Source organism: Kitasatospora sp. NPDC057512 (assembly GCF_042802135.1).
Taxonomy (GTDB): domain Bacteria; phylum Actinomycetota; class Actinomycetes; order Streptomycetales; family Streptomycetaceae; genus Kitasatospora.
In genome coordinates this window covers 1-22,078 of sequence record NZ_JBHVET010000027.1, presented here as the reverse complement: position 1 = coordinate 22,078, position 22,078 = coordinate 1, and the positions used below count along the sequence as shown (strand labels likewise).

The following is a 22,078-nucleotide window of genomic DNA, read 5'->3' as shown; positions in this document are numbered from 1 at the left end:
ATGTCCAACGAAGCCAAGCTCCGCGACTACCTCAAGCGCGCCACGGCGGACCTGCGCGAGGCACGACAGCAGACCAGGGAACTGGAGGAGAAGGCCCACGAACCCATCGCGATCGTGGGGATGGGGTGCCGGTACCCGGGCGGGGTGAAGTCGCCGGAGGACCTGTGGCAGCTGCTCTCGGAGGGGCGCGACGCGATCTCCGGCCTCCCCGAGGGACGGGGATGGAACCTGGACGGCTCCCGCGCTCCGGACCTGGAGCAGTCCCAGGACCAGGACGCGCGGGACCTCGGCCGGATCCCCACCCGGGGCGGGGGCTTCCTGCACGACGCGGACCTGTTCGACGCGGGGTTCTTCGGTGTCTCGCCGCTTGAGGCGGAGGCGATGGATCCGCAGCAGCGGTTGCTGCTGGAGGTGTCGTGGGAGGCGCTGGAGCGGGCGGGGATCCGTCCCGACAGCCTGAAGGGCAGTGCGACCGGCGTCTTCACCGGACTGATCTCCGGGGAGTACGTCTCCCGGCTGTCCTCCGTCCCCGCCGAGGCCGAGGGCTACGCCGGTACGGGGAACACGGCCAGTGTCGCGTCCGGCCGGGTGTCCTACGTGCTGGGGCTGGAGGGCCCGGCGGTGTCGGTGGACACGGCGTGCTCGTCGTCGCTGGTGGCGCTGCACCTGGCGGTGCAGTCGCTGCGGCGCGGTGAGTGCTCGATGGCGCTGGCCGGCGGTGTCACCGTCATGGCGGGCCCGTCCACGCTCGTCGAACTCGGCAAACAGGGCGGCCTATCCCCGGACGGCCGGTGCCGGGCGTTCGGTGAGGAGGCCGACGGCACGGGGTTCGGTGAGGGCTGTGGCGTTCTGGTGTTGGAGCGGTTGTCGGACGCTCGGCGGGCGGGGCGTCGGGTGTTGGGGGTGGTGCGGGGTTCGGCGGTGAACCAGGACGGTGCGTCGAACGGGTTGACGGCGCCGAGTGGTCGGGCGCAGGTGCGGGTGGTGCGTGGGGCGTTGGGGGATGCCGGGTTGGCGGCGGGTGACGTCGATGCGGTGGAGGCGCACGGGACGGGGACGCGGTTGGGTGATCCGATCGAGGCGCAGGCGTTGCTGTCCGCGTACGGGGCGGGGCGTGAGGCGCCGTTGTGGCTGGGGTCGGTGAAGTCGAACATCGGTCATACCCAGGCCGCGGCGGGTGTGGCGGGTGTGATGAAGATGGTGCTGGCGATGCGGCACGGGGTGTTGCCGCGGACGTTGCACGCGGAGGTGCCGTCGTCGCGTGTGGACTGGTCATCGGGCGGGGTGGAGCTGCTGGCGCAGGCGCGGGAGTGGCCTGAGGTGGGCCGGCCGCGGCGGGCGGGCGTGTCGTCGTTCGGGATCAGTGGGACGAACGCGCACGTGATCGTGGAAGGCGTCGCCGACGAGGTAACTGTCCTTGAAGACAGCCCTGTTGAGGGATCCGGTGTGGTGCCGTGGGTGGTGTCCGGTCGGTCGGTGGAGGCGTTGCGGGCGCAGGCGGGCCGGCTGGCGGAGCACCTGACGGAGCGCCCGGAGCGCGGGGCGGCCAGTGTCGGGTGGTCGCTGGTCTCGCAGCGTTCGCTGTTCGAGCAGCGCGCGGTGGTGACGGGCGCCGGCCGTGCGGAACTGCTCGCGGGACTGCGCGTCCTGGCCGAGGGCGGCACCGCGGACAACGTCACCGTCACGCCCCCCACCACACCCCCCGACGGCCGGCGCGGCACCGTCTTCGTCTTCCCCGGCCAGGGCTCCCAGTGGGCAGGCATGGCACGGGAACTGCTCGCCGGTTCACCGGCGTTCGAGGAACAGCTCCGCGCCTGCGACCGGGCCCTGGCCCCGTACGTCGACTGGTCCCTGCTCGACGTGCTGAACGGCGTCGACGGCGCACCCGCGCTGCACCGGGTCGACGTCGTCCAGCCGGCCCTCTGGGCCGTGATGATCGGACTGGCCGCGGTCTGGCGCTCCCTGGGCGTGAGCCCCGACGCGGTGGTGGGCCACTCCCAGGGCGAGATCGCCGCCGCCCATGTCGCGGGAGCGCTGTCCCTGGAGGACTCGGCCAAGATCGTCGCCATCCGCAGCCGGGCCCTGCTGCGCCTGGCGGGCACCGGCGGCATGGTCTCCGTCGCGGCCCCGGTCGAGGAGGTGCGCGCACTGCTGGCCACCATCGAGGGCCATGCCGAGATCGCCGCGGTCAACGGCCCCTCCTCGACCGTGGTCTCGGGCGGCCCCGAGGCCCTCGACCTGCTCACGGCCCACTGCGAGGCACGCGGGATCGTGAGCCGCCGCATCGACGTCGACTACGCCTCCCACTCCGCGAGCGTCGAGCCGCTGCGCGAGCAGCTCCTGGCGGAGCTGGCCGGGATCACCCCCACGACCTGCGACACCGCCTTCTACTCCAGCGTCACCGCGACCGCCCTCGACACCGCGCGGCTGGACGCCGACTACTGGTACGAGAACCTCCGGCGGCCCATCCGGTTCCAGGAGGCCGTCCAGGCCGCGGCCGACGGCGGCCACGGGTTCGTCGTGGAAGCCAGCCCGCACCCCGTCCTGACCGCCGGCATCGAGGAGACCCTCGGCGGCGAGCGGGTCGTCGTGGGCTCCCTGCGCCGGGACCACCCGGCCGTCCGGCAGATCCTCACGAACGCGGCCCGCCTCCACACCGGCGGACTGCCCGTCGACTGGTCCCCGTTCTTCGCCGGGGCGCGGCCGGTGGAGCTGCCGACGTACGCCTTCCAGCGCCGGTCCTACTGGCTGAAGGAGGACACGGCCGTCGCGGACGTGGCCTCGGCGGGTCTCGAGACGCTGGGGCACCCGCTGCTGGGCGCGGCGGTCGAGCGGCCCGACGGGAAGGGCTGGGTGTTCACCGGCCGCCTCTCGCCCACGACCCACCCCTGGGCCGCGGACGTTCCGCACGCCGTGCTGCTCGAACTGGCACTGGCCGCGGCCGACCGGGCCGGGTGCGACCGGCTGGAGCGGCTGACCGTCGAGACGCCCCTGAGCCTCGGACGGACCACGACCGACGTGCAGGTCGTGGTCGAGGAGCTGGGCCGCGGCCGCTGCTCCCTCGCCGTCTTCTCGCGGGCTTCCGGAACCTGGATCCGGCACGCCACCGGGGAACTGACCGAGACCCCGGTCGACGCCGGGAGTGCCACCGCCGTCGCCGCGGGCCCGGACCACGACGTCCTCCGGGCGGAGGTGGAACTCCCGGCCCACGCCGACCCCGTGGGGTACGGCGTGCACCCGGTGCTGCTGGCCGCCGCCCTGCGGCCGTTCGCCGGAACCGGTGAGCCCCGCGCCTGGTCCGGGGTCGAGCTGTACGCCACCGGGGCCACCGCGCTGCACGTGTCGCTGACGCCCACGGGCGCCGGCACCGCGCGGGTGTCGGCGGTGGACGCGATGGGCGAACCGGTGCTCAGCATCGGTGAAGTGACGGTGAGTCAGAACACCGAGGATGCGGCCGAGGTGCAGGGCCACGACGACCTGCTCCACCTGGACTGGACCGCACTCGGCGGCCACGCCGTCCGGCCGTCCTCCGAAGACTCCTGGGGCGTGCTCGGCTCCGCCGACGCGTTCGCTCTGCCCGGTGCCGTGGCGTACCCCGACCCGGCCGCCCTGGCCCGGGCCGCCGAGGTGCCCGGCACCGTGATCCTTCCCTGCCTGGACGTGGAGGGGGAGGGGCGGGACGTGCCCGGCGCGGCCCGTGCCGTCGCCCAGCGCGTCCTGGAGGTGCTGCAGGACTGGCTGGCGGAGGGGCGGTCGGCCCGCTCGCGCCTCGTGGTCCTCACCCGCGGGGCCGTCGCCACCGCCCCCGACGAGGGCGTGAGCGCGCTGTCCGCCTCGGTCCTGTGGGGTCTGCTGCGCTCCGCCCAGACCGAACACCCGGACCGCTTCGTCCTCCTGGACGTCGACACCGACCCGGACCGCGAGGTCCTGGCCGCGGCCCTCGCGAGCGGCGAGCCGCAACTCGCCCTGCGCGACGGCACCCTGCTCGCCCCCCGACTCACCCGGACGGCGCCGGCCGAACTCCGGTCCCCGGTGTCGTTGGATCCGGAGGGGGCGGTGCTGGTGGTCGGTGGTACGGGGGTGCTGGGGGCGTTGCTGGCGCGTCATCTGGTGGTGGCGCGCGGGGTGCGGCACCTGGTGCTGGTGAGCCGTCGGGGTGCGGAGGCGCCCGGGGCGGCGGGGCTGCGGGACGAGCTGTTGGAGCTGGGCGCCCGCAGTGTGGTGGTGCGGGCGTGCGACGCGGCCGACCGGACGGCGCTGGAGGTGCTGGTCGACGAGGTGTCGGCACAGCGGCCGCTGACGGGTGTGTTCCATCTGGCGGGTGTGCTGCGGGACGAGGCGCTGGTGTCGCTGGGCGCGGAGGCGCTGGGGGAGGTGTTGCGGTCGAAGGTGGACGGTGCGTGGGCGTTGCACGAGGTGACGGCGGAGCGGTGCCCCGGGCTGGCGGCCTTCGTGGTGTACTCCTCGGTGTCGGGCCTGATCGGCGGTGCCGGTCAGGCGAACTACGCGGCGGCGAACACCTTCCTGGACGCGTTGGCGCAGGAGCGGTCGGCCCGGGGGCTGCCGGGTCTGTCGCTGGCGTGGGGGTTGTGGGAGCAGGAGTCCGGCATGACCGCCGGCCTCGACGAGGGCGATCTCGGCCGCATCCGGCGCTCCGGTGTCCTGCCCCTGTCCACGCCGCGGGCGCTCGCCCTCCTCGACCTCGCGATCGGCGCCGGCCGGCCCGTGGTGGCTCCCGTGCGCCTGGACACCGTCGGCCTGCGCGAGCGCTCCGCCGGGCCGGTGCCCTCCGTGCTGCGTCGACTCGTACGCCGCCCGCGCCGGATCGCGGCCACCGGCGCCGAGTCGTTCTCCCTGGCCGGCCTGCTGTCCGGCGGCCGGGAGGACGAGCGGGGCCGCCGCCTGCTCGACCAGCTGCGCGACCAGCTGCTCGAACACCCCGAGGTCTCCCACGCGGTCCCCGTCCTGGTGCGGGCCGACGATCCCGTGGAACAGGAGCGGACGCAGGGGCGGACGACGGCTCGGGCCGAGACCAGGCTCATCGCCTACGTCCTGCCCAGCCCGTCCCCGACGGTGCTCCAGGAGCTCCGCGACCGCCTGCCGGCCCACCTCGCCGCCGCCGAGATCCTCGGTGCCGACGAGCCGCAGGCCCGGGAGGCGGTCCTCTGCGGGCTCTTCGCCGAACTGCTCGGCCTCACCCGGGTGGCGCCCGGCGACAGCTTCTTCGACATCGGCGGCCAGTCCCTCCTCGCCACCCGCCTGATCAGCCGCGTCCGCGGTGTGCTCGACGCCGAGATCCAGCCCGGCGAGCTGTTCGAGCACCCGAGCCCGGGCGCCCTGGCACTCCGTCTCGGCCGTGGAACCGGGGAGCGGCGCACCCGCCTCGCGCCCGTCTCCCGGCCGGACGTCCTGCCCCTCTCCTTCGCGCAGCAACGCCTCTGGTTCCAGCACAAGTTGGAGGGCCCGTCGGCGACGTACAACGTGCCGCTCGCGCTGTGGATGTCGGGCGAACCGGACCCGGTGGCGCTGGCGGCCGCGCTGAACGACGTGGTGGGCCGGCACGAGTCGCTGCGGACGGTGTTCGCGGAGGTGGACGGCGAGCCGTGCCAGCGGGTGCTGGCCGAGTTCGAGGTGCCGTTGGAGACGCGGCGGATCGAAACCGCCGACCTGCGCGAGGAGTTGGCCGAGGCGTCCCGGTACGCCTTCGACCTGGCGGCCGAAGTGCCCATCCGGTCCTGGCTGTTCGGTACCGGCCCGACCGAGCACGTGCTGCTCGTCGTGCTGCACCACATCGCGGGCGACGGGTGGTCCATGGTGCCGCTGGCCCGCGACCTGGCCGAGGCCTACGCGGCCCGACTCGACGGTGCGGCGCCGCGGTGGGAGCCGCTGCCGGTGCAGTACGCGGACTACACCCTCTGGCAGCGGGACCTCCTGGGTGAGGCGGACGACCCCGACAGCCTCTTCGGAGGCCAAGTGGACTACTGGCGGCGGAAGTTGGCCGACCTCCCGACCGAGGTGAGCGCCCCCGCCGACCGCGCGCGGCCCGCCGTGGCCTCGTACGCCGGAGATGTGACCCCCTTCGCGCTCGACCCGGACCTGCACCGCGCGCTGAGCGAACTGGCCCGCGCCCACGACGCCACCGTCTTCATGGTCCTGCAGGCCGCTCTCGCCGCCCTGCTGACCCGGCTCGGCGCCGGCACCGACATCCCGCTCGGCAGCGGCATCGCCGGCCGGACCGACGAGGCGCTCGACCGGCTGGTGGGCTTCTTCGTCAACATGCTGGTCCTGCGCACGGACACCTCCGGCGACCCGTCGTTCGCCGAACTCGTCGGCCGGGTACGGGAAACCAGCCTCGCGGCCTACGCGCACCAGGACGTCCCCTTCGAGTCCCTGGTCGAGGAGATCAACCCGCACCGCTCGACCGCCCACCACCCGCTGTTCCAGGTGGCCCTGACCCTGCAGAACAACGAGCAGGCCCGGTTCGGCATGCCCGGACTCGACGTCCGCCCGGAACTCGTCGGCACCGGGACCGCCCGCTTCGACCTCTTCTTCAGCCTGACGGAGAGCCACGGCGCGAACGGCGAACCCACCGGCATCGACGCCTACGTCGAGTACGCCACGGAGCTCTTCGACGCCTCCACCGTCGACGCCCTGATCCACCGGTGGACCGCGTTCATGCGCGCCCTGGTCCGCGACCCCGCGGCCCCCATCGGCGAAGCGGACATCGTCACCCCGGGGGAGCACGCGCGGATCACCGGATGGAGCGCCGGCCCCGTCCGCGACACCACCGGATCGAGCCTGCCGGGGCTCTTCGCCGCCCAGGTCGCCCGCACCCCCGACGCGACGGCCCTGGTCTGCGAGGACGTCGAACTGACCTACCGGGAGCTGGACGCCCGCGCCAACCGGATCGCCCACTGGCTGCGCGCCCGGGGCATCGGTGCCGAGCAGCACGTGGCCGTCCTCTACGAGCGCTCGCCCGAGCAGATCGCGGCCGTCCTCGGCGTCCTCAAGGCGGGCGCCGCCTACGTCCCCCTCGACCCCGAGTACCTCGCCGAACGGGTCGGCCACATCCTGGCCGACGCCGCCCCGGAGCTGATCCTGACCACCCGGGCGCTCGCCGACACGATCGGCACCCTGCACGACGGCACCGAGGCGGTGGCCACCGACGACCCCGGGACGGCCGCCGCCCTGGCCGGCTGCCCCGACCACGCCCCGGAGCCCGCCGCACCGCCGCACCCCGGCCACCCGGCCTACGTCATCCACACCTCCGGCTCCACCGGCGTGCCCAAGGGCGTCGTCGTCACCCACCAGGGCCTCGGCAGCCTGGCGAGCACCCTGCTGCGACAGTGCGCGGTCACCCCCGACTCCCGGGTGCTCCAGCTGTCGTCACCCGGCTTCGACGCGGCCGTCCTCGAACTGACCATGGCCTTCGCGGCCGGCGCCACCCTCGTCCTGGGCGGCCGGGACCGCCTCGTCGGCGCCGAACTGGCCGACGTCCTGGCCGACCGCCGGATCACCCACGCGCTCATCCCGCCGTCCGTGCTCGGCACCCTGCCGGCCGGATCCGCCGAGGCGCTCACCGGGTTCCGCACCCTGATCGTGGGAGCCGAGGCGTGCGGCACCGACCTGGTGCGGACCTGGTCGCCGGGACGCCGCATGGTCAACGCCTACGGCCCGACCGAGTCCACGGTCGTCGCGGCCATCAGCGAGCCGCTCGCCGGCGGTGACGTACCGATCGGACGCCCCGTCGACAACACCCGGGTCCGGGTCCTGGACGAACGCCTGCGGCCGGTGCCCCCGGGCGTCCCCGGCGAGCTGTACCTGGCGGGCGCGGGCCTGGCCCGCGGCTACCTCGACCGGCCCGGGCTCAGCGCCCAGCGCTTCGTGGCCGATCCGTTCGGCCCGGCCGGCACCCGGATGTACCGCACGGGCGACGTCGTGCGCTGGACGGCGGAGGGACAGCTCGAGTACCTGGGCCGGGCCGACCAGCAGGTCAAGGTCCGCGGCTTCCGGATCGAACCCGGCGAGATCGAGGCCGTCCTGCGCGAGCAGTCCGGCGTCGCCCAGGCCGTGGTGGTGGTCCGCGAGGACCGCGAGGGCGACCCGCGGCTCGTCGCGTACATCGTGCCCGAGGGCGAGGCCGCCGAGGACGACCAGGTGGACGAGTGGCGCGAGATCTACGACGACGTCTACGGCGGTGCCGGGACGGAGACCCCCGGGTTCGGCCAGGACTTCACCGGCTGGAACAGCTCCTACACCGGCGAGCCGATCCCGCTCGACGAGATGCGCGACTGGCGTGACGCCGCGGTGCGGCGCATCACGGAACGCGCGCCCCGGCGCGTCCTGGAGATCGGCGTCGGCTCCGGCCTGCTCTTCGGCCCGCTGGCCCCCCGGACCGAGACCTACTGGGCGACGGACTTCTCCGCGCCCGTGATCGAACGCCTCACCGCCCAGTGCGAGACCGCCGGACTCGCCGACCGGGTACGGCTGCTGTGCCGTCCCGCCGACGTCGTGGACGACATCCCGGCCGAGTACTTCGACACCGTCGTCCTCAACTCGATCATCCAGTACTTCCCCGACGCCGACTACCTGGCCCGGGTCCTGGACGGCGCGCTCGGCCGGCTCGCCCCCGGCGGGCGCATCGTCGTGGGCGACGTCCGCCACCGCGGCTCGCTGCGCGCCTTCCAGACCGGGATCCACCTCGGCCACGCGGCGGAGGACAGCACCGGCGAGCAGCTCAGGGCGGCCGTGGAACACGCGGTGATCATGGAGAAGGAACTGGTCATCGACCCGGACTTCTTCACCGTCTGGGCGCGCCGCCACCCCGAGGCGGTGGTCGGCGTCGACATCCGGCTCAAGCGCGGCGCCCACCACAACGAGCTGACCAGGCACCGCTACGAGGTCGTCCTGCACAAGGCGGACGGGACCGCCCGCGCCGAGTCCCTCGCGGACGTGCCGGAACTCGTCTGGGGCCGCGATCTCACCAGCCTCCAGGACCTGGCGGGCCTGGACGCCCTCACGTCCGGGGCCGGGCCGGTCCGGGTCACGGGCCTGGTCAACAGCCGTCTGACCGGAGAGGTCGCGGCGGCGGAGGAACTCGCGCACGAGGCGTCGCCGCAGCGGCTCCGCGCCCGGCTGAGCGCGGGGCGGGCCGACGGGAACACGCCCGAGGCCGTCGACCCGGAGGCCCTGCACGCGTGGGGCGAGCGGCACGGCTGCCAGGTGCTGACCACCTGGGCGCCCGGCGCGCCGGACGCCCTCGACGCCGTACTCGTTCCCGGCGGGCGCGCGGACGCCGTCTACACGGACGTGCACCGACCGGCGTACACCCAGGACAAGCCCCTGTCGGCCCTGGTGAACAACCCCCTGGGCTCCCGGACGACCGGACGGGTCCTGGCCGGGCTGCGGGACGCCCTGCGGCAACGGCTGCCCGAGTACATGGTGCCGTCCGCCGTCATCGCCCTCGACGCGCTGCCGCTCACCTCCAGCGGAAAGCTCGACCGGCGGGCCCTCCCGGCTCCCGACTACGCGTCGCGGTCGGCACGCGGGCCCCGTACGCCGCGCGAGGAGATCCTCTGCGGCCTGTTCGCGGAGGTGCTGGGGGTCGAACGGGTCGGGATCGACGACGACTTCTTCGACCTGGGCGGTCATTCGCTGCTGGCGACGCGGCTGGTGAGTCGTGTGCGGTCGGTGCTGGGTGTGGAGCTGCCGTTGCGTGCGGTGTTCGAGTCGCCGACGGTGGCGGGGATGGTCGAGCGGCTGGGCTCGGGTGGTGTGGCGCGCCCGGAGCTGGTGGCGGGTGTGCGGCCGGAGCGGTTGCCGTTGTCGTTCGCTCAGCAGCGCCTGTGGTTCCTGCACCGGTTGGAGGGGCCGTCGGCGACGTACAACATGCCGTTGGGGCTGCGGTTGTCCGGTGTGCTGGACCGGGGCGCGTTGGCGGCCGCATTGGATGACGTGGTGGGCCGGCACGAGTCGTTGCGGACGGTGTTCGCGGAGGTGGACGGGGAGCCGTGCCAGCGGGTGCTGACCGGGGTGCGGGTGCCGTTCGAGGTGTCCGAGGTCGAACCCGCCGGTCTGGATGCGGCGTTGGCGGGCGCGGCGCGGTACGCCTTCGATCTGGCGGCGGAAGTGCCCATCCGGGCATGGTTGTTCGGTACCGGTCCGTCCGAGCACGTGCTGCTCGTGGTGCTGCACCACATCGCGGGCGACGGGTGGTCCATGGTGCCGCTGGCCCGCGACCTGGCGGAGGCCTACGCGGCCCGGCTGGAGGGTGCGGCGCCGGGGTGGGAGTCGTTGCCGGTGCAGTACGCGGACTACACGCTGTGGCAGCGTGAGGTCCTGGACGGCGTACGGGAGGATGAAGTCGCCTATTGGCGTGGGCAGTTGGCCGGACTTCCGGAGGAGGTGAGCCCGCCGGCCGACCGTGCCCGGCCGGCGGTGGCCTCGTACGCGGGAGAGACGGCGTCGTTCGAGCTGAGCCCGGCTCTGCACCGTGCCGTCGGTGAGGTGGCGCGTGCCCACGACGCCACGGTGTTCATGGTGCTCCAGGCGGCGTTGGCCGTGCTGTTGTCCCGGTTGGGTGCGGGGGAGGACGTCCCCATCGGTTCGCCGGTGGCGGGGCGTTCGGACGAGGCGCTGGACGATCTGGTCGGGTTCTTCGTGAACACGCTGGTGCTGCGGACGGACGTGTCGGGTGATCCGTCGTTCGCCGAGCTGGTGGGTCGGGTGCGTGAGGCGGGTCTGGGTGCGCTGGCGCACCAGGACGTGCCGTTCGAGTACCTGGTGGAGGAGTTGAACCCCCGGCGGTCGGCGGCGCGGCATCCGTTGTTCCAGGTGATGCTGGCGTTGCAGAACACCGAGCAGGCCCGGTTCGAGCTGCCGGGCCTGGAGGTGGCCGTGGAGCCGGTGGGCACGGGCGTGTCCCGGGTCGACCTCACCCTCAGCCTCGCTGAGGACCCTGACGGCGGGATGCGCGGGGTCGCGGAGTTCGCGACGGACCTGTTCGACCGGTCCACCGTCGAGGTGCTCCTCGACCGGTGGGTGCGGCTGCTGGAGGGCTTGACCGCGCGGCCGGAACTGCCGGTGGCCCAGGCCGACATCCTCACCCCCGAGGAGCGCCGGCAGCTCCTGTCGGGCCGGAACGACACCGCCCTGCCCGCGCGCAGCCTGGTCGAGGCCTTCCGGGCGCAGGTCGAGCGGGCCCCGGACGCCGTCGCGGTCGTCGCCGACGGCACCCGGCTCACGTACGCCCAGCTCGACGAGCGGGCGGACCGCCTCGCCGGTGAGCTGATCGGCCGTGGTGTCGGCGCGGAACGCCTGGTGGCCATCGCCATGCCGCGGTCGATCGGTTTCGTGGTCGCGGTGCTGGCCGTGGTCAAGGCCGGCGGAATGTACCTGTCGCTCGACGCGCGGTACCCGGAGAGCCAGGTCCGCAGGATGTGGGCGGACAACGACGTCAACCTGCTGCTGACCGACGCGCCGACCCGCGTCCCGGCCTTCGTGCCCGGGGACCAGGTGCTGCTCGTCCGGGACGACGCCGCGCACCTCCCGTCCACGGCTCCGTCCGCCCCGCCCGCCGGCGACCGCGGCGCGTCCCCCGACCCCGACCGACTGGCCTGCGTCATCTACACGTCCGGATCCACCGGCACCCCGAAGGGCATCGGGCTCACCCACGCCGACATCACGTCCCTGGCCGACGACCCCGTGGTCGGCGGGTACCCCGCACGGGTGCTCCTCCACTCGCCGACCGCCTGGGACGCCCTGCCGTTCGAGCTGTGGATGCCCCTGCTGCTCGGCGGCCGCGTCGTCATCGCCCCCGACGTGCCGCTGGACGGACCGCATCTGCGCGACATCGTCCGCGACCACGGCATCACCTCGATGTGGATCACCGCGGGACTGTTCAAGGCGATGGCCGAGGACCATCCCGACTGCTTCGCGTCCATGCGCCAGGTCTTCACCGGCGGTGAGGTCGTCCCGCAGGGCCCGGTGCGGCGCGTCATGGCGGCCTGCCCGGACCTCACCGTGGTCAACGGCTACGGACCGGGCGAGACCACGACCTTCGCCACCCTGCACGCGATGGCGCCCGGCCACGACCCCGAGCCGCCCCTGCCGATCGGCCGGCCGATCACCGGCAAGCAGGTGTACGTCCTCGACGAGCGCCTCGGCCTGGTGCCGCCCGGCGTGGTGGGCGAGCTGTACGTCGCCGGCGCCGGCATGGCGCGCGGGTACCTGGGGCAGCCGGGGCTGAGCGCCCAGCGCTTCGTGGCGAACCCGTACGGCCCGGCCGGCAGCCGCATGTACCGCACGGGCGACCTCGCCCGCTGGAACCGGGACGGCCTGCTGGAGTTCGCGGGCCGGGCCGACCACCAGGTCAAGATCCGGGGCTTCCGGATCGAACCGGGCGAGATCGAGTCGGGGCTGCGGCGCTGCGTCGGAGTGGCACACGCCACCGTCGTCGTCCACACCGTCCGGGAGGGAGACGTCCGTCTCGTCGCCTACGTGGTGACCGAGCCCGGCACCGGGTTCGACCCGGCCGCGGTCGCCGGGGAACTGCGCGGGCGGCTCCCGGAGTACATGGTCCCCTCGCTGATCACGGCCGTCCCCGCCATACCCCTGACGCCGAACGGGAAGGTGGACCGGGCCGCGCTGCCGGCGCCCGACTTCGGCGCGTTGGTGTCGGAGGGCGGCCGGGGGCCCCGTTCGGCGCGCGAGGCGGCGCTGTGCGAGGTGTTCGCGGAGGTGCTGGGGGTCGAACGGGTCGGGATCGACGACGACTTCTTCGACCTGGGAGGTCATTCGCTGCTGGTGATGCGGCTGATGGGCCGTGTCCGTGAACGGCTGGGCGCGGAGCTGCCGTTGCGTGCGGTGTTCGAGTCGCCGACGGTGGCGGGGCTGGTCGAGCGGCTGGCTTCGGGTGCTGTGACGCGCCCGGAGTTGGTGGCGGGTGCGCGGCCGGAGCGGTTGCCGTTGTCGTTCGCGCAGCAGCGGCTGTGGTTCCTGCACCGGTTGGAGGGGCCGTCGGCGACGTACAACATGCCGTTGGGGCTGCGGTTGTCCGGTGTGCTGGACCGGGGCGCGTTGGCGGCCGCGTTGGATGACGTGGTGGGCCGGCACGAGTCGCTGCGGACGGTGTTCGCCGAAGTGGACGGCGAGCCGTGCCAGCGGGTGCTGACCGGGGTCCGGGTGCCGTTCGAGGTTCGTGAGGTCGAACCCGCCGACCTGCATGGAGAGTTGGCCGAGGCGGCGCGGTACGCCTTCGATCTGGCGGCGGAAGTGCCCATCCGGGCATGGTTGTTCGGCACCGGTCCGTCGGAGCACGTGTTGCTCGTGGTGTTGCACCACATCGCGGGCGACGGGTGGTCCATGGCACCGTTGGCCCGCGACCTGGCCGAGGCGTACACGGCCCGACTCGACGGTGCGGCGCCCGGGTGGGAGCCGCTGCCGGTGCAGTACGCGGACTACACGCTGTGGCAGCGCGAGGTCCTGGACGAGGTGCGCGACGACCAGATCGCCTACTGGCGCAGCCAGTTGGCGGAGCTCCCGCAGGAGGTGAGCCTGGCCGCCGACCGCGTGCGACCCGCGGTCGCCTCGTACGCGGGTGATGTGACCACCTTCGTCCTCGACCCGGACCTGCACCGCGCACTGGGCGAGCTCGCCCGGTCGTCGAACGCCACGTTGTTCATGGTGCTCCAGGCGGGTCTCGCCGTGCTGTTGTCCCGGTTGGGTGCGGGGGAGGATGTCCCCATCGGTTCGCCGGTGGCGGGGCGTTCGGACGAGGCGTTGGACGATCTGGTCGGGTTCTTCGTGAACACGCTGGTGCTGCGGACGGACGTGTCGGGTGATCCGTCGTTCGCCGAGCTGGTGGGTCGGGTGCGTGAGGCGGGTCTGGGTGCGCTGGCGCACCAGGACGTGCCGTTCGAGTACCTGGTGGAGGAGTTGAACCCCCGGCGGTCGGCGGCGCGGCATCCGTTGTTCCAGGTGATGCTGGCCTTGCAGAACACCGAGCAGGCCCGGTTCGAGCTGCCCGGCCTGGAGGTGGCGGAGGAACCGGTGGGCACGGGAGTGTCCCGGATGGACCTCACCCTCAGCCTCGCCGAGGAGCCCGGCGGCGGGATGCGGGGCATCGCGGAGTTCGCGACGGACCTGTTCGACCGGGCCACCGTCGAGGGGTTCCTGGGCCGGTGGGTGCGGCTGTTGCAGGGGTTGACCGCGCGGCCGGAGCTGCCGGTCGGCCAGGTCGACATCCTCACGTCCGAGGAGCGCCGGCAGCTGCTGTCGGGCTGGAACGACACCGGCCGGGACGTGCCGGCGACGACCGTGACGGAGCTGTTCGCCGCGCAGGCGACCCGGACTCCCGGGGCCACGGCCCTGGTCGCCGGGACGACACGGCTGAGCTACGCGCAGCTCGACGCCCGGGCCAACCGGATCGCCCACTGGCTCCTCGCCCGGGGCGTCCGACCGGGCGACACGGTGGCCGTGGCGCTGCCCAGGTCGCTCGAACTGGTCACCGTGCTCCTGGCCACGCACAAGGCCGGTGCCGCGTACCTGCCGCTGGACCTGGACTACCCGGCGGAGCGCACCGCGTTCATGTGCCGTGACACGGAGCCCGCGTACGTGGTCGACGACCTCGACCTGATCCGCGGGCTGCTCGACGGGGAGGACGGCGACGCCACCGAGCCGGCCGTCGCCCGGCACCCCGGCCTTCCCGCCTACGTGATCTACACCTCGGGTTCCACCGGGCGCCCCAAGGGCGTTGTCGTTCCGCACCGGGCCATCGTCAACCGGCTGCTGTGGATGCAGGACGAGTACCGGCTCGGCCCCGACGACCGGGTCCTCCAGAAGACACCGTCGAGTTTCGACGTCTCCGTCTGGGAGTTCTTCTGGCCGCTCGTCACCGGCGCCACGCTCGTGGTCGCGGAACCCGGAGGCCACCGGGACCCGGCGTACCTGAGCCGGCTGATCCAGGCGGAGGCCGTCACCACCGTCCACTTCGTGCCGTCCATGCTGGAGGCGTTCCTCGCCGACGAGTCCGCCGCCCACTGCACCGGCCTGACCCGGGTGATGTGCAGCGGGGAAGCGCTCCCGGCGGACCTGGCCGCGTGGTTCCACGGCACGCTGCCCCACGCGGAGCTGCACAACCTCTACGGTCCGACCGAGGCCGCGGTGGACGTCACCTCCTGGCACAGCGTCGCCGACCCGGGGGTCGTACCCATCGGCCGGCCGGTCTGGAACACCCGCCTGTACGTGCTCGACGCGGCGCTGCGACCGGTGGCTCCCGGCGCCCCCGGCGAGTTGTACATCGCCGGAGTCCAGTTGGCCGACGGCTATCTGAGGCGGCCGGGGGTGACGGCCGAGCGGTTCGTGGCGAACCCCTTCGGCGCACCCGGCGAACGGATGTACCGCACGGGAGACCTCGCCCGCTGGACGACCGGCGGCGTCCTCCGTTTCCTCGGCCGGGCCGACCAGCAGGTCAAGATCCGGGGCTTCCGGATCGAGCCGGCCGAGATCGAGGCGGCCCTCACCACCCATCCGGCGGTCCACCGGGCCCTGGTGGTCGCCCGGGAGAACGACCTGGTGGCCTACGCGGTGCCGGAGGAGAACGCCGGGATCGACGCCCGGCAGCTCCGGGAACACCTGCGGGCCACCTTGCCGGAGCACATGATCCCGGCGGCCGTCGTCCCCCTGGACCGGCTTCCCCTGACGCCGAGCGGGAAGGTGGACCGGGCCGCGCTGCCGGTGCCCGACTTCGGCGCGTTGGTGTCGGAGGGCGGCCGGGGGCCCGGTTCGGCGCGCGAGGCGGCGCTGTGCGAGGTGTTCGCGGAGGTGCTGGGGGTCGAACGGGTCGGGATCGACGACGACTTCTTCGACCTGGGCGGCCATTCGCTGCTGGCGACGCGGCTGGTGAGTCGGGTGCGGTCGGTGCTGGGCGTGGAGCTGCCGTTGCGTGCGGTGTTCGAGTCGCCGACGGTGGCGGGGATGGTCGAGCGTTTGGGCTCGGGTGGTGTGGTGCGGCCGGAGTTGGTGGCGGGTGCGCGGCCGGAGCGGTTGCCGTTGTCGTTCGCTCAGCAGCGCCTGTGGTTCCTGCACCGGTTGGAGGGGCCGTCGGCGACGTACAACATGCCGTTGGCCATGCGCCTGTCGGGCGCGTTGGACCGGGGTGCGTTGGCGGCGGCGTTGGATGACGTGGTGGGCCGGCACGAGTCGCTGCGGACGGTGTTCGCGGAGGTGGACGGGGAGCCGTGCCAGCGGGTGCTGACCGGGGTGCGGGTGCCGTTCGAGGTGTCCGAGGTCGAACCCGCCGACCTGCGCCGGGAGTTGGACGAGGCCGCGCGGTACGCGTTCGACCTCTCGTCCGAACTGCCCATCCAGTCCTGGCTGTTCGCTACCGGCCCGTCGGAGCACGTGCTGCTCGTGGTGCTGCACCACATCGCGGGCGACGGGTGGTCCATGGCGCCGCTGGCCCGCGACCTGGCGGAGGCCTATGCGGCCCGGCTGGAGGGTGTGGCGCCGGAGTGGGAGCCGTTGCCGGTGCAGTACGCGGACTACACGCTGTGGCAGCGTGAGGTCCTGGACGGCGTGCTCGACGGCCAGATCGCCTACTGGAGTGGTCAGTTGGCGGGTCTTCCCGAGGAGGTGAGCCCGCCCGCGGACCGGTCCCGGCCGGCCGTGGCCTCGTACGCCGGCGACATGACCTCCTTCGTCCTCGACCCGGCTCTGCACAGTGCCGTCGGTGAGGTGGCGCGTGCCCATGACGCCACGGTGTTCATGGTGCTCCAGGCGGCGTTGGCCGTGCTGTTGTCCCGTCTGGGTGCGGGGGAGGACGTCCCCATCGGTTCGCCGGTGGCGGGGCGTTCGGACGAGGCGCTGGACGATCTGGTCGGGTTCTTCGTGAACACGCTGGTGCTGCGGACGGACGTGTCGGGTGATCCGTCGTTCGCCGAGCTGGTGGCTCGGGTGCGCGAGGCGGGTCTGGGCGCGCTGGCGCACCAGGACGTGCCGTTCGAGTACCTGGTGGAGGAGTTGAACCCCCGGCGGTCGGCAGCGCGGCATCCGCTGTTCCAGGTGATGCTGGCCTTGCAGAACACCGAGCAGGCGCGGTTCGAGCTGCCGGGTCTGGAGGTGGCGGAGGAGCCGGTGGGCACGGGTGTGTCCCGGGTCGACCTGACCCTCAGCCTCGCCGAGGAACCGGGTGGCGGGATGCGGGGGGTCGCGGAGTTCGCGACGGACCTGTTCGACCGGTCCACCGTCGAGGTGCTCCTCGACCGGTGGGTGCGGCTGCTGGAGGGCTTGACCGCGCGGCCGGAGCTGCCGGTGGCCCAGGTCGACATCCTCACCCCCGACGAGCACCGCGAACTGTCGCGGCTGGACTACGTCCTGGACCGGAACCTCCGGCTCGTGCCACGGGGTGTCGTGGGCGAGCTGTACGCCAGGGGCGCGGAGAGCGACCTGGCCGGCGCCGACCCGGAGCGCTGGGTGCCGGACCCGTTCGGCGCACCGGACGCGCGGATGTACCGCACCGGCGACCTGGCCCGCCGCCGGACCGGCGACGGGCACCTGGAACTCGTCGGCCCCGCCGACCCGTTGGCCGCCGCCCTGGAGATCGAAGCCGTCCTGCGGACACTGCCCGGCGTCGCCGAGGCCGCCGTGGTGGTGGACGGGGAGGCGACGCGGTCGGTCGCCTATGTGGTGCCGCTCGTCATGAACCAGTTCTCCGTGTCGCGCCTGCACGAGGACCTGAAGCACCGGCTGCCGGAACACCGGTTGCCCGCGGTGGTCATGCCCGTCCCCGCCCTCCCGCTGACGGCGGACGGTGCGCTCGACCGGGACGCCCTGCCCGACCCCGACCCCGACCACGCGCCGCGCTCGGTGCGGACGACGCGGTCGCCGCAGGAGGAGATCCTCTGCGGTCTGTTCGCGGAGGTGCTGGGGGTCGACCGGGTCGGGATCGACGACGGGTTCTTCGGCCTGGGTGGTCACTCGTTGATGGCGGCCCGGCTGGTGAGTCGTGTGCGGTCGGTGCTGGGTGTGGAGTTGCCGTTGCGTGCGGTGTTCGAGTCGTCGACGGTGGCCGGGCTGGCGGAGCGGTTGGGTTCCGGTGGTGTGGTGCGGCCGGAGTTGGTGGCGGGTGCGCGGCCGGAGCGGTTGCCGTTGTCGTTCGCTCAGCAGCGGCTGTGGTTCCTGCACCGGTTGGAGGGGCCGTCGGCGACGTACAACATGCCGTTGGGGCTGCGCCTGTCGGGGGTGTTGGACCGGGGTGCGTTGGCGGCCGCGTTGGACGACGTGGTGGGCCGGCACGAGTCGCTGCGGACGGTGTTCGCCGAAGTGGACGGCGAGCCGTACCAGCGGGTGCTGACCGAGGCGCCGGTTCCGCTGGTGACGGTGGAGGTCGACGCCGACGGGCTGCGCGACGCGGTGGCCGAGGCCGCCCGGTACGCCTTCGACCTGGCGGCGGAGATCCCGCTCCGGGCGTGGTTGTTCGCCTCGGGTCCGTCGGAACACGTCCTGCTCGTGGTGCTGCACCACATCGCGGGCGACGGTTGGTCGTTGGCGCCGCTGGCCCGCGACCTGGCGGAGGCCTACGCGGCCCGGCTGGAGGGCGCGGCACCTCGGTGGGAGCCGCTGCCGGTGCAGTACGCGGACTACACGCTGTGGCAGCGCGAGGTCCTGGACGAGGTGCGCGACGACCAGATCGCCTACTGGCACAGCCGGTTGGCCGAACTCCCGGAGGAGGTGAGCCTGCCCGCCGACCGGCCTCGGCCGGCCGTGTCCTCGTACGCGGGAGGGACGGCGTCGTTCGAGCTGGGTCCGGACCTGCACCGCGCACTGGGCGAGCTCGCCCGGTCGTCGAACGCCACGTTGTTCATGGTGCTCCAGGCGGGTCTCGCCGTGCTGCTGTCCCGGTTGGGCGCGGGGGAGGACGTCCCCATCGGCTCTCCGGTGGCCGGTCGCTCCGACGGGTCCCTGGACGATCTGGTCGGGTTCTTCGTGAACACGCTGGTGCTGCGGACGGACGTGTCGGGTGACCCGTCGTTCGCCGAGCTGGTGGGTCGGGTGCGTGAGGCGGGTCTGGGCGCCCTGGCGCACCAGGACGTGCCGTTCGAGTACCTGGTGGAGGAGTTGAATCCCCGGCGGTCGGCGGCGCGGCATCCGTTGTTCCAGGTGATGCTGGCCTTGCAGAACACCGAGCAGGCGCGGTTCGAACTGCCCGGCCTGGAGGTGGCGGAGGAGCCGGTGGGCACGGGAGTGTCCCGGGTCGACCTCACGCTCAGCCTGGTCGAGGAGCCGGGTGGCGGGGTGCGCGGGGTCGCGGAGTTCGCGACCGACCTGTTCGACCGGGCCACCGTCGAGGGGTTCCTGGCCCGGTGGGTGCGGTTGCTGGAGGGGCTGGCCGCGCGGCCGGAGCTGCCGGTGGCCCAGGTCGACATCCTCACGCCGGAGGAGCGCCGGCAGCTGCTGTCGGGCCGGAACGACACCGGCCGGGACGTGCCGGCGACGACCGTGACGGAGCTGTTCGCCGCGCAGGCGGCCCGGACGCCCGAGGCTGAGGCCCTGGTCGCCGGGACGACACGGCTGAGCTACGCGCAGCTCAACGCCCGGGCCAACCGGATCGCCCACTGGCTCCTCGCCCGGGGTGTCCGGCCGGGCGACACGGTGGCGCTGATGTACGAGCGGTCGGCCGACCTGGTGGCCGCGCTCCTCGGCGTCCTCAAGACGGGTGCGGCCTACCTGCCGATCGACCCGGGGTTCCCGAGCGCCCGGGTGACGCACATCCTCACCGAGGCGGCTCCCGCCCTCCTGCTCACCAGCGACGCCGTCGCCACGGGCGCCGGAGCGGGCGCCCTCGCGGAGCGTCCGTCCGCGGCGACGGTCGTCACCGACGCCCCCGGCACCGCGGCCGCCCTGGCGCTGTGCCCGGACACCGACCCGGACCGGGCCGCCCGTGCCGCGGACCCGGCCTACGTCCTCTACACCTCCGGATCCACCGGCGCGCCCAAGGGCGTGATCGTGGAGCACGGGGCGCTGTCGAACTTCCTCGCCGACATGGCCGTGCGCTTCCCGCTGACCACCGAGGACCGCTGGCTGGGTGTGACGACCGTCGGGTTCGACATCTCCGTGCTGGAACTCTGCCTGCCGCTGACCAGCGGCGCCACGCTGGTGCTCGCCGACCGTGACACGGCCCGCACGCCCGCCGCGCTCGCCGGTCTGCTCCGGGCCACCGGAGCCACCGTCATGCAGGCGACCCCCACGCTGTGGCGGGCCCTCGCCGACGAGCGGCCCGAGTGCCTCGACGGGCTCCGGGTCCTGGTGGGCGGCGAGGCGCTCCCGCCCGACCTCGCGCGGACCCTCGCCGCCCGCGCCGCCGAGGTCGTCAACTTGTACGGACCGACCGAGACCACCATCTGGTCCACGGCGGCCGGCATCGACCCCGAGGCGGCAGGGGGGCGCACGCCCATCGGAACGCCGATCGCCAACACGCGGGTGCACGTCCTCGACGAGCGCCTCGGCCTGGTGCCGCCCGGCGTGGTGGGCGAGCTGTACATCGCCGGCGCCGGCGTGGCGCGCGGGTACCTGGGGCAGCCGGGGCTGAGCGCCCAGCGCTTCGTGGCGGACCCGTACGGCCCGGCCGGCACCCGCATGTACCGCACCGGTGACCTGGTGCGCTGGAACCGGGACGGCCTGCTGGAGTTCGCCGGCCGGGCCGACCAGCAGGTCAAGATCCGGGGCTTCCGGATCGAACCGGGCGAGATCGAGGTCCTGCTCCGGGAGCAGCCCGGAGTGGCGCACGCCGTGGCGGTGGTCCGGGAGGACCGGCCGGGCGACCAGCGACTGGTCGCCTACGTGGTGCCCGACGAGCCGGCCGACGCTCCGCACCTCGCCGAACGCCGCGACCTCCGGGACGCCCTGCGCCTGCGGCTGCCCGAGTACATGGTGCCGTCGGCCGTGCTCACCCTGCCCGGCCTGCCGCTGACCCCGAACGGCAAGCTCGACCGCCGTGCCCTGCCGGCCCCGGACCGGGGCGCCGCCGCCGGACGCGGGCCCGCCTCCCCCCAGGAGGCGGTGCTGGCAGGGCTGTTCGCCGAGGTCCTCGGGGTGGAGCGGGTCGGCGTGGACGACGGGTTCTTCGACCTGGGCGGCCACTCCCTGCTCGCCACCCGGCTGATCGACCGCGTCCGGGACGTGCTGGGCGTGGAGCTGCCCCTGCGCGCCCTGTTCGAGACGTCCGACGTGGCCGGGCTCGCCCGCCGCCTCGACGCGGACCACGACGGCACGGCCGACGCCTTCGGTGTCGTGCTGCCGCTGCGGCCCCGCGCCGAGGGCGTGCCCCTGTTCTGCGTCCACCCGGGCGGCGGCCTGAGCTGGTCGTACGCCGGACTGCTGCGGCACCTGCCCGCGGAGGTGCCCCTCTACGGCATCCAGGCCCGTGGACTGTCCGAGCCGGACGACCTCCCGGGCAGCGTCGAGGAGATCGCCGACGACTACATCGCCGAGCTCCTCCGGCTGCGTCCCGAGGGCCCCTTCCCGTTGCTGGGCTGGTCGTTCGGCGGGGTGGTCGCCCACGCCATGGCGGCCCGGCTGCGGGAGCGCGGGTTCGACGTCCCGTTCCTCGTCCTCCTCGACGCGCAGCCCGCGCGGCCCAGGACCCCCGAGGAACTCGCCGAGGAGGCGACCCTCGACACGTCCATGGTGCACCGGACGCTGCTGACGGCGTTCGGGGTGCCCGTCGGCGACGAGGAGCCGCTCACGTACGAGCGGTTCACGGAACTGGCCCGCGAGCACCACGCGGCCGTGGCCGACTTCACCGAGGACCGGATCGCCGACGTCCTCCGGGTCATGGCCAACGACCTCCGGATCACCCCCGCCTACCGGCACACGCCCGTGGCGACGGAGACCGTCGTGTTCGCGGCCACCCGGAAGGACCCGGCCGACCTGGTCACCCCGGAGATGTGGGCCCCGTACGTCGACGGCCCGCTCGACCACCGCACGGTCGACTGCGGCCACGCCGCCATGGCCGGCCCGGAGGCGCTGCGGGTGATCGGGCCGATCCTCGCCGAGAGGATGCGCCGGCTCTCCTGAGCCG

The 22,078-nt window shown here is 73.7% G+C and carries 1 protein-coding gene; it reads left to right on the top strand.

The features are described from left to right. The gene (locus tag ACFU6K_RS03760; RefSeq protein WP_380660693.1) at nucleotides 1-22,074 is read left to right on the top strand and encodes an amino acid adenylation domain-containing protein; all 22,074 of its coding nucleotides are present in this window, start codon (nucleotides 1-3) and stop codon (nucleotides 22,072-22,074) included. Nucleotides 22,075-22,078: the final 4 nt, after the last annotated feature.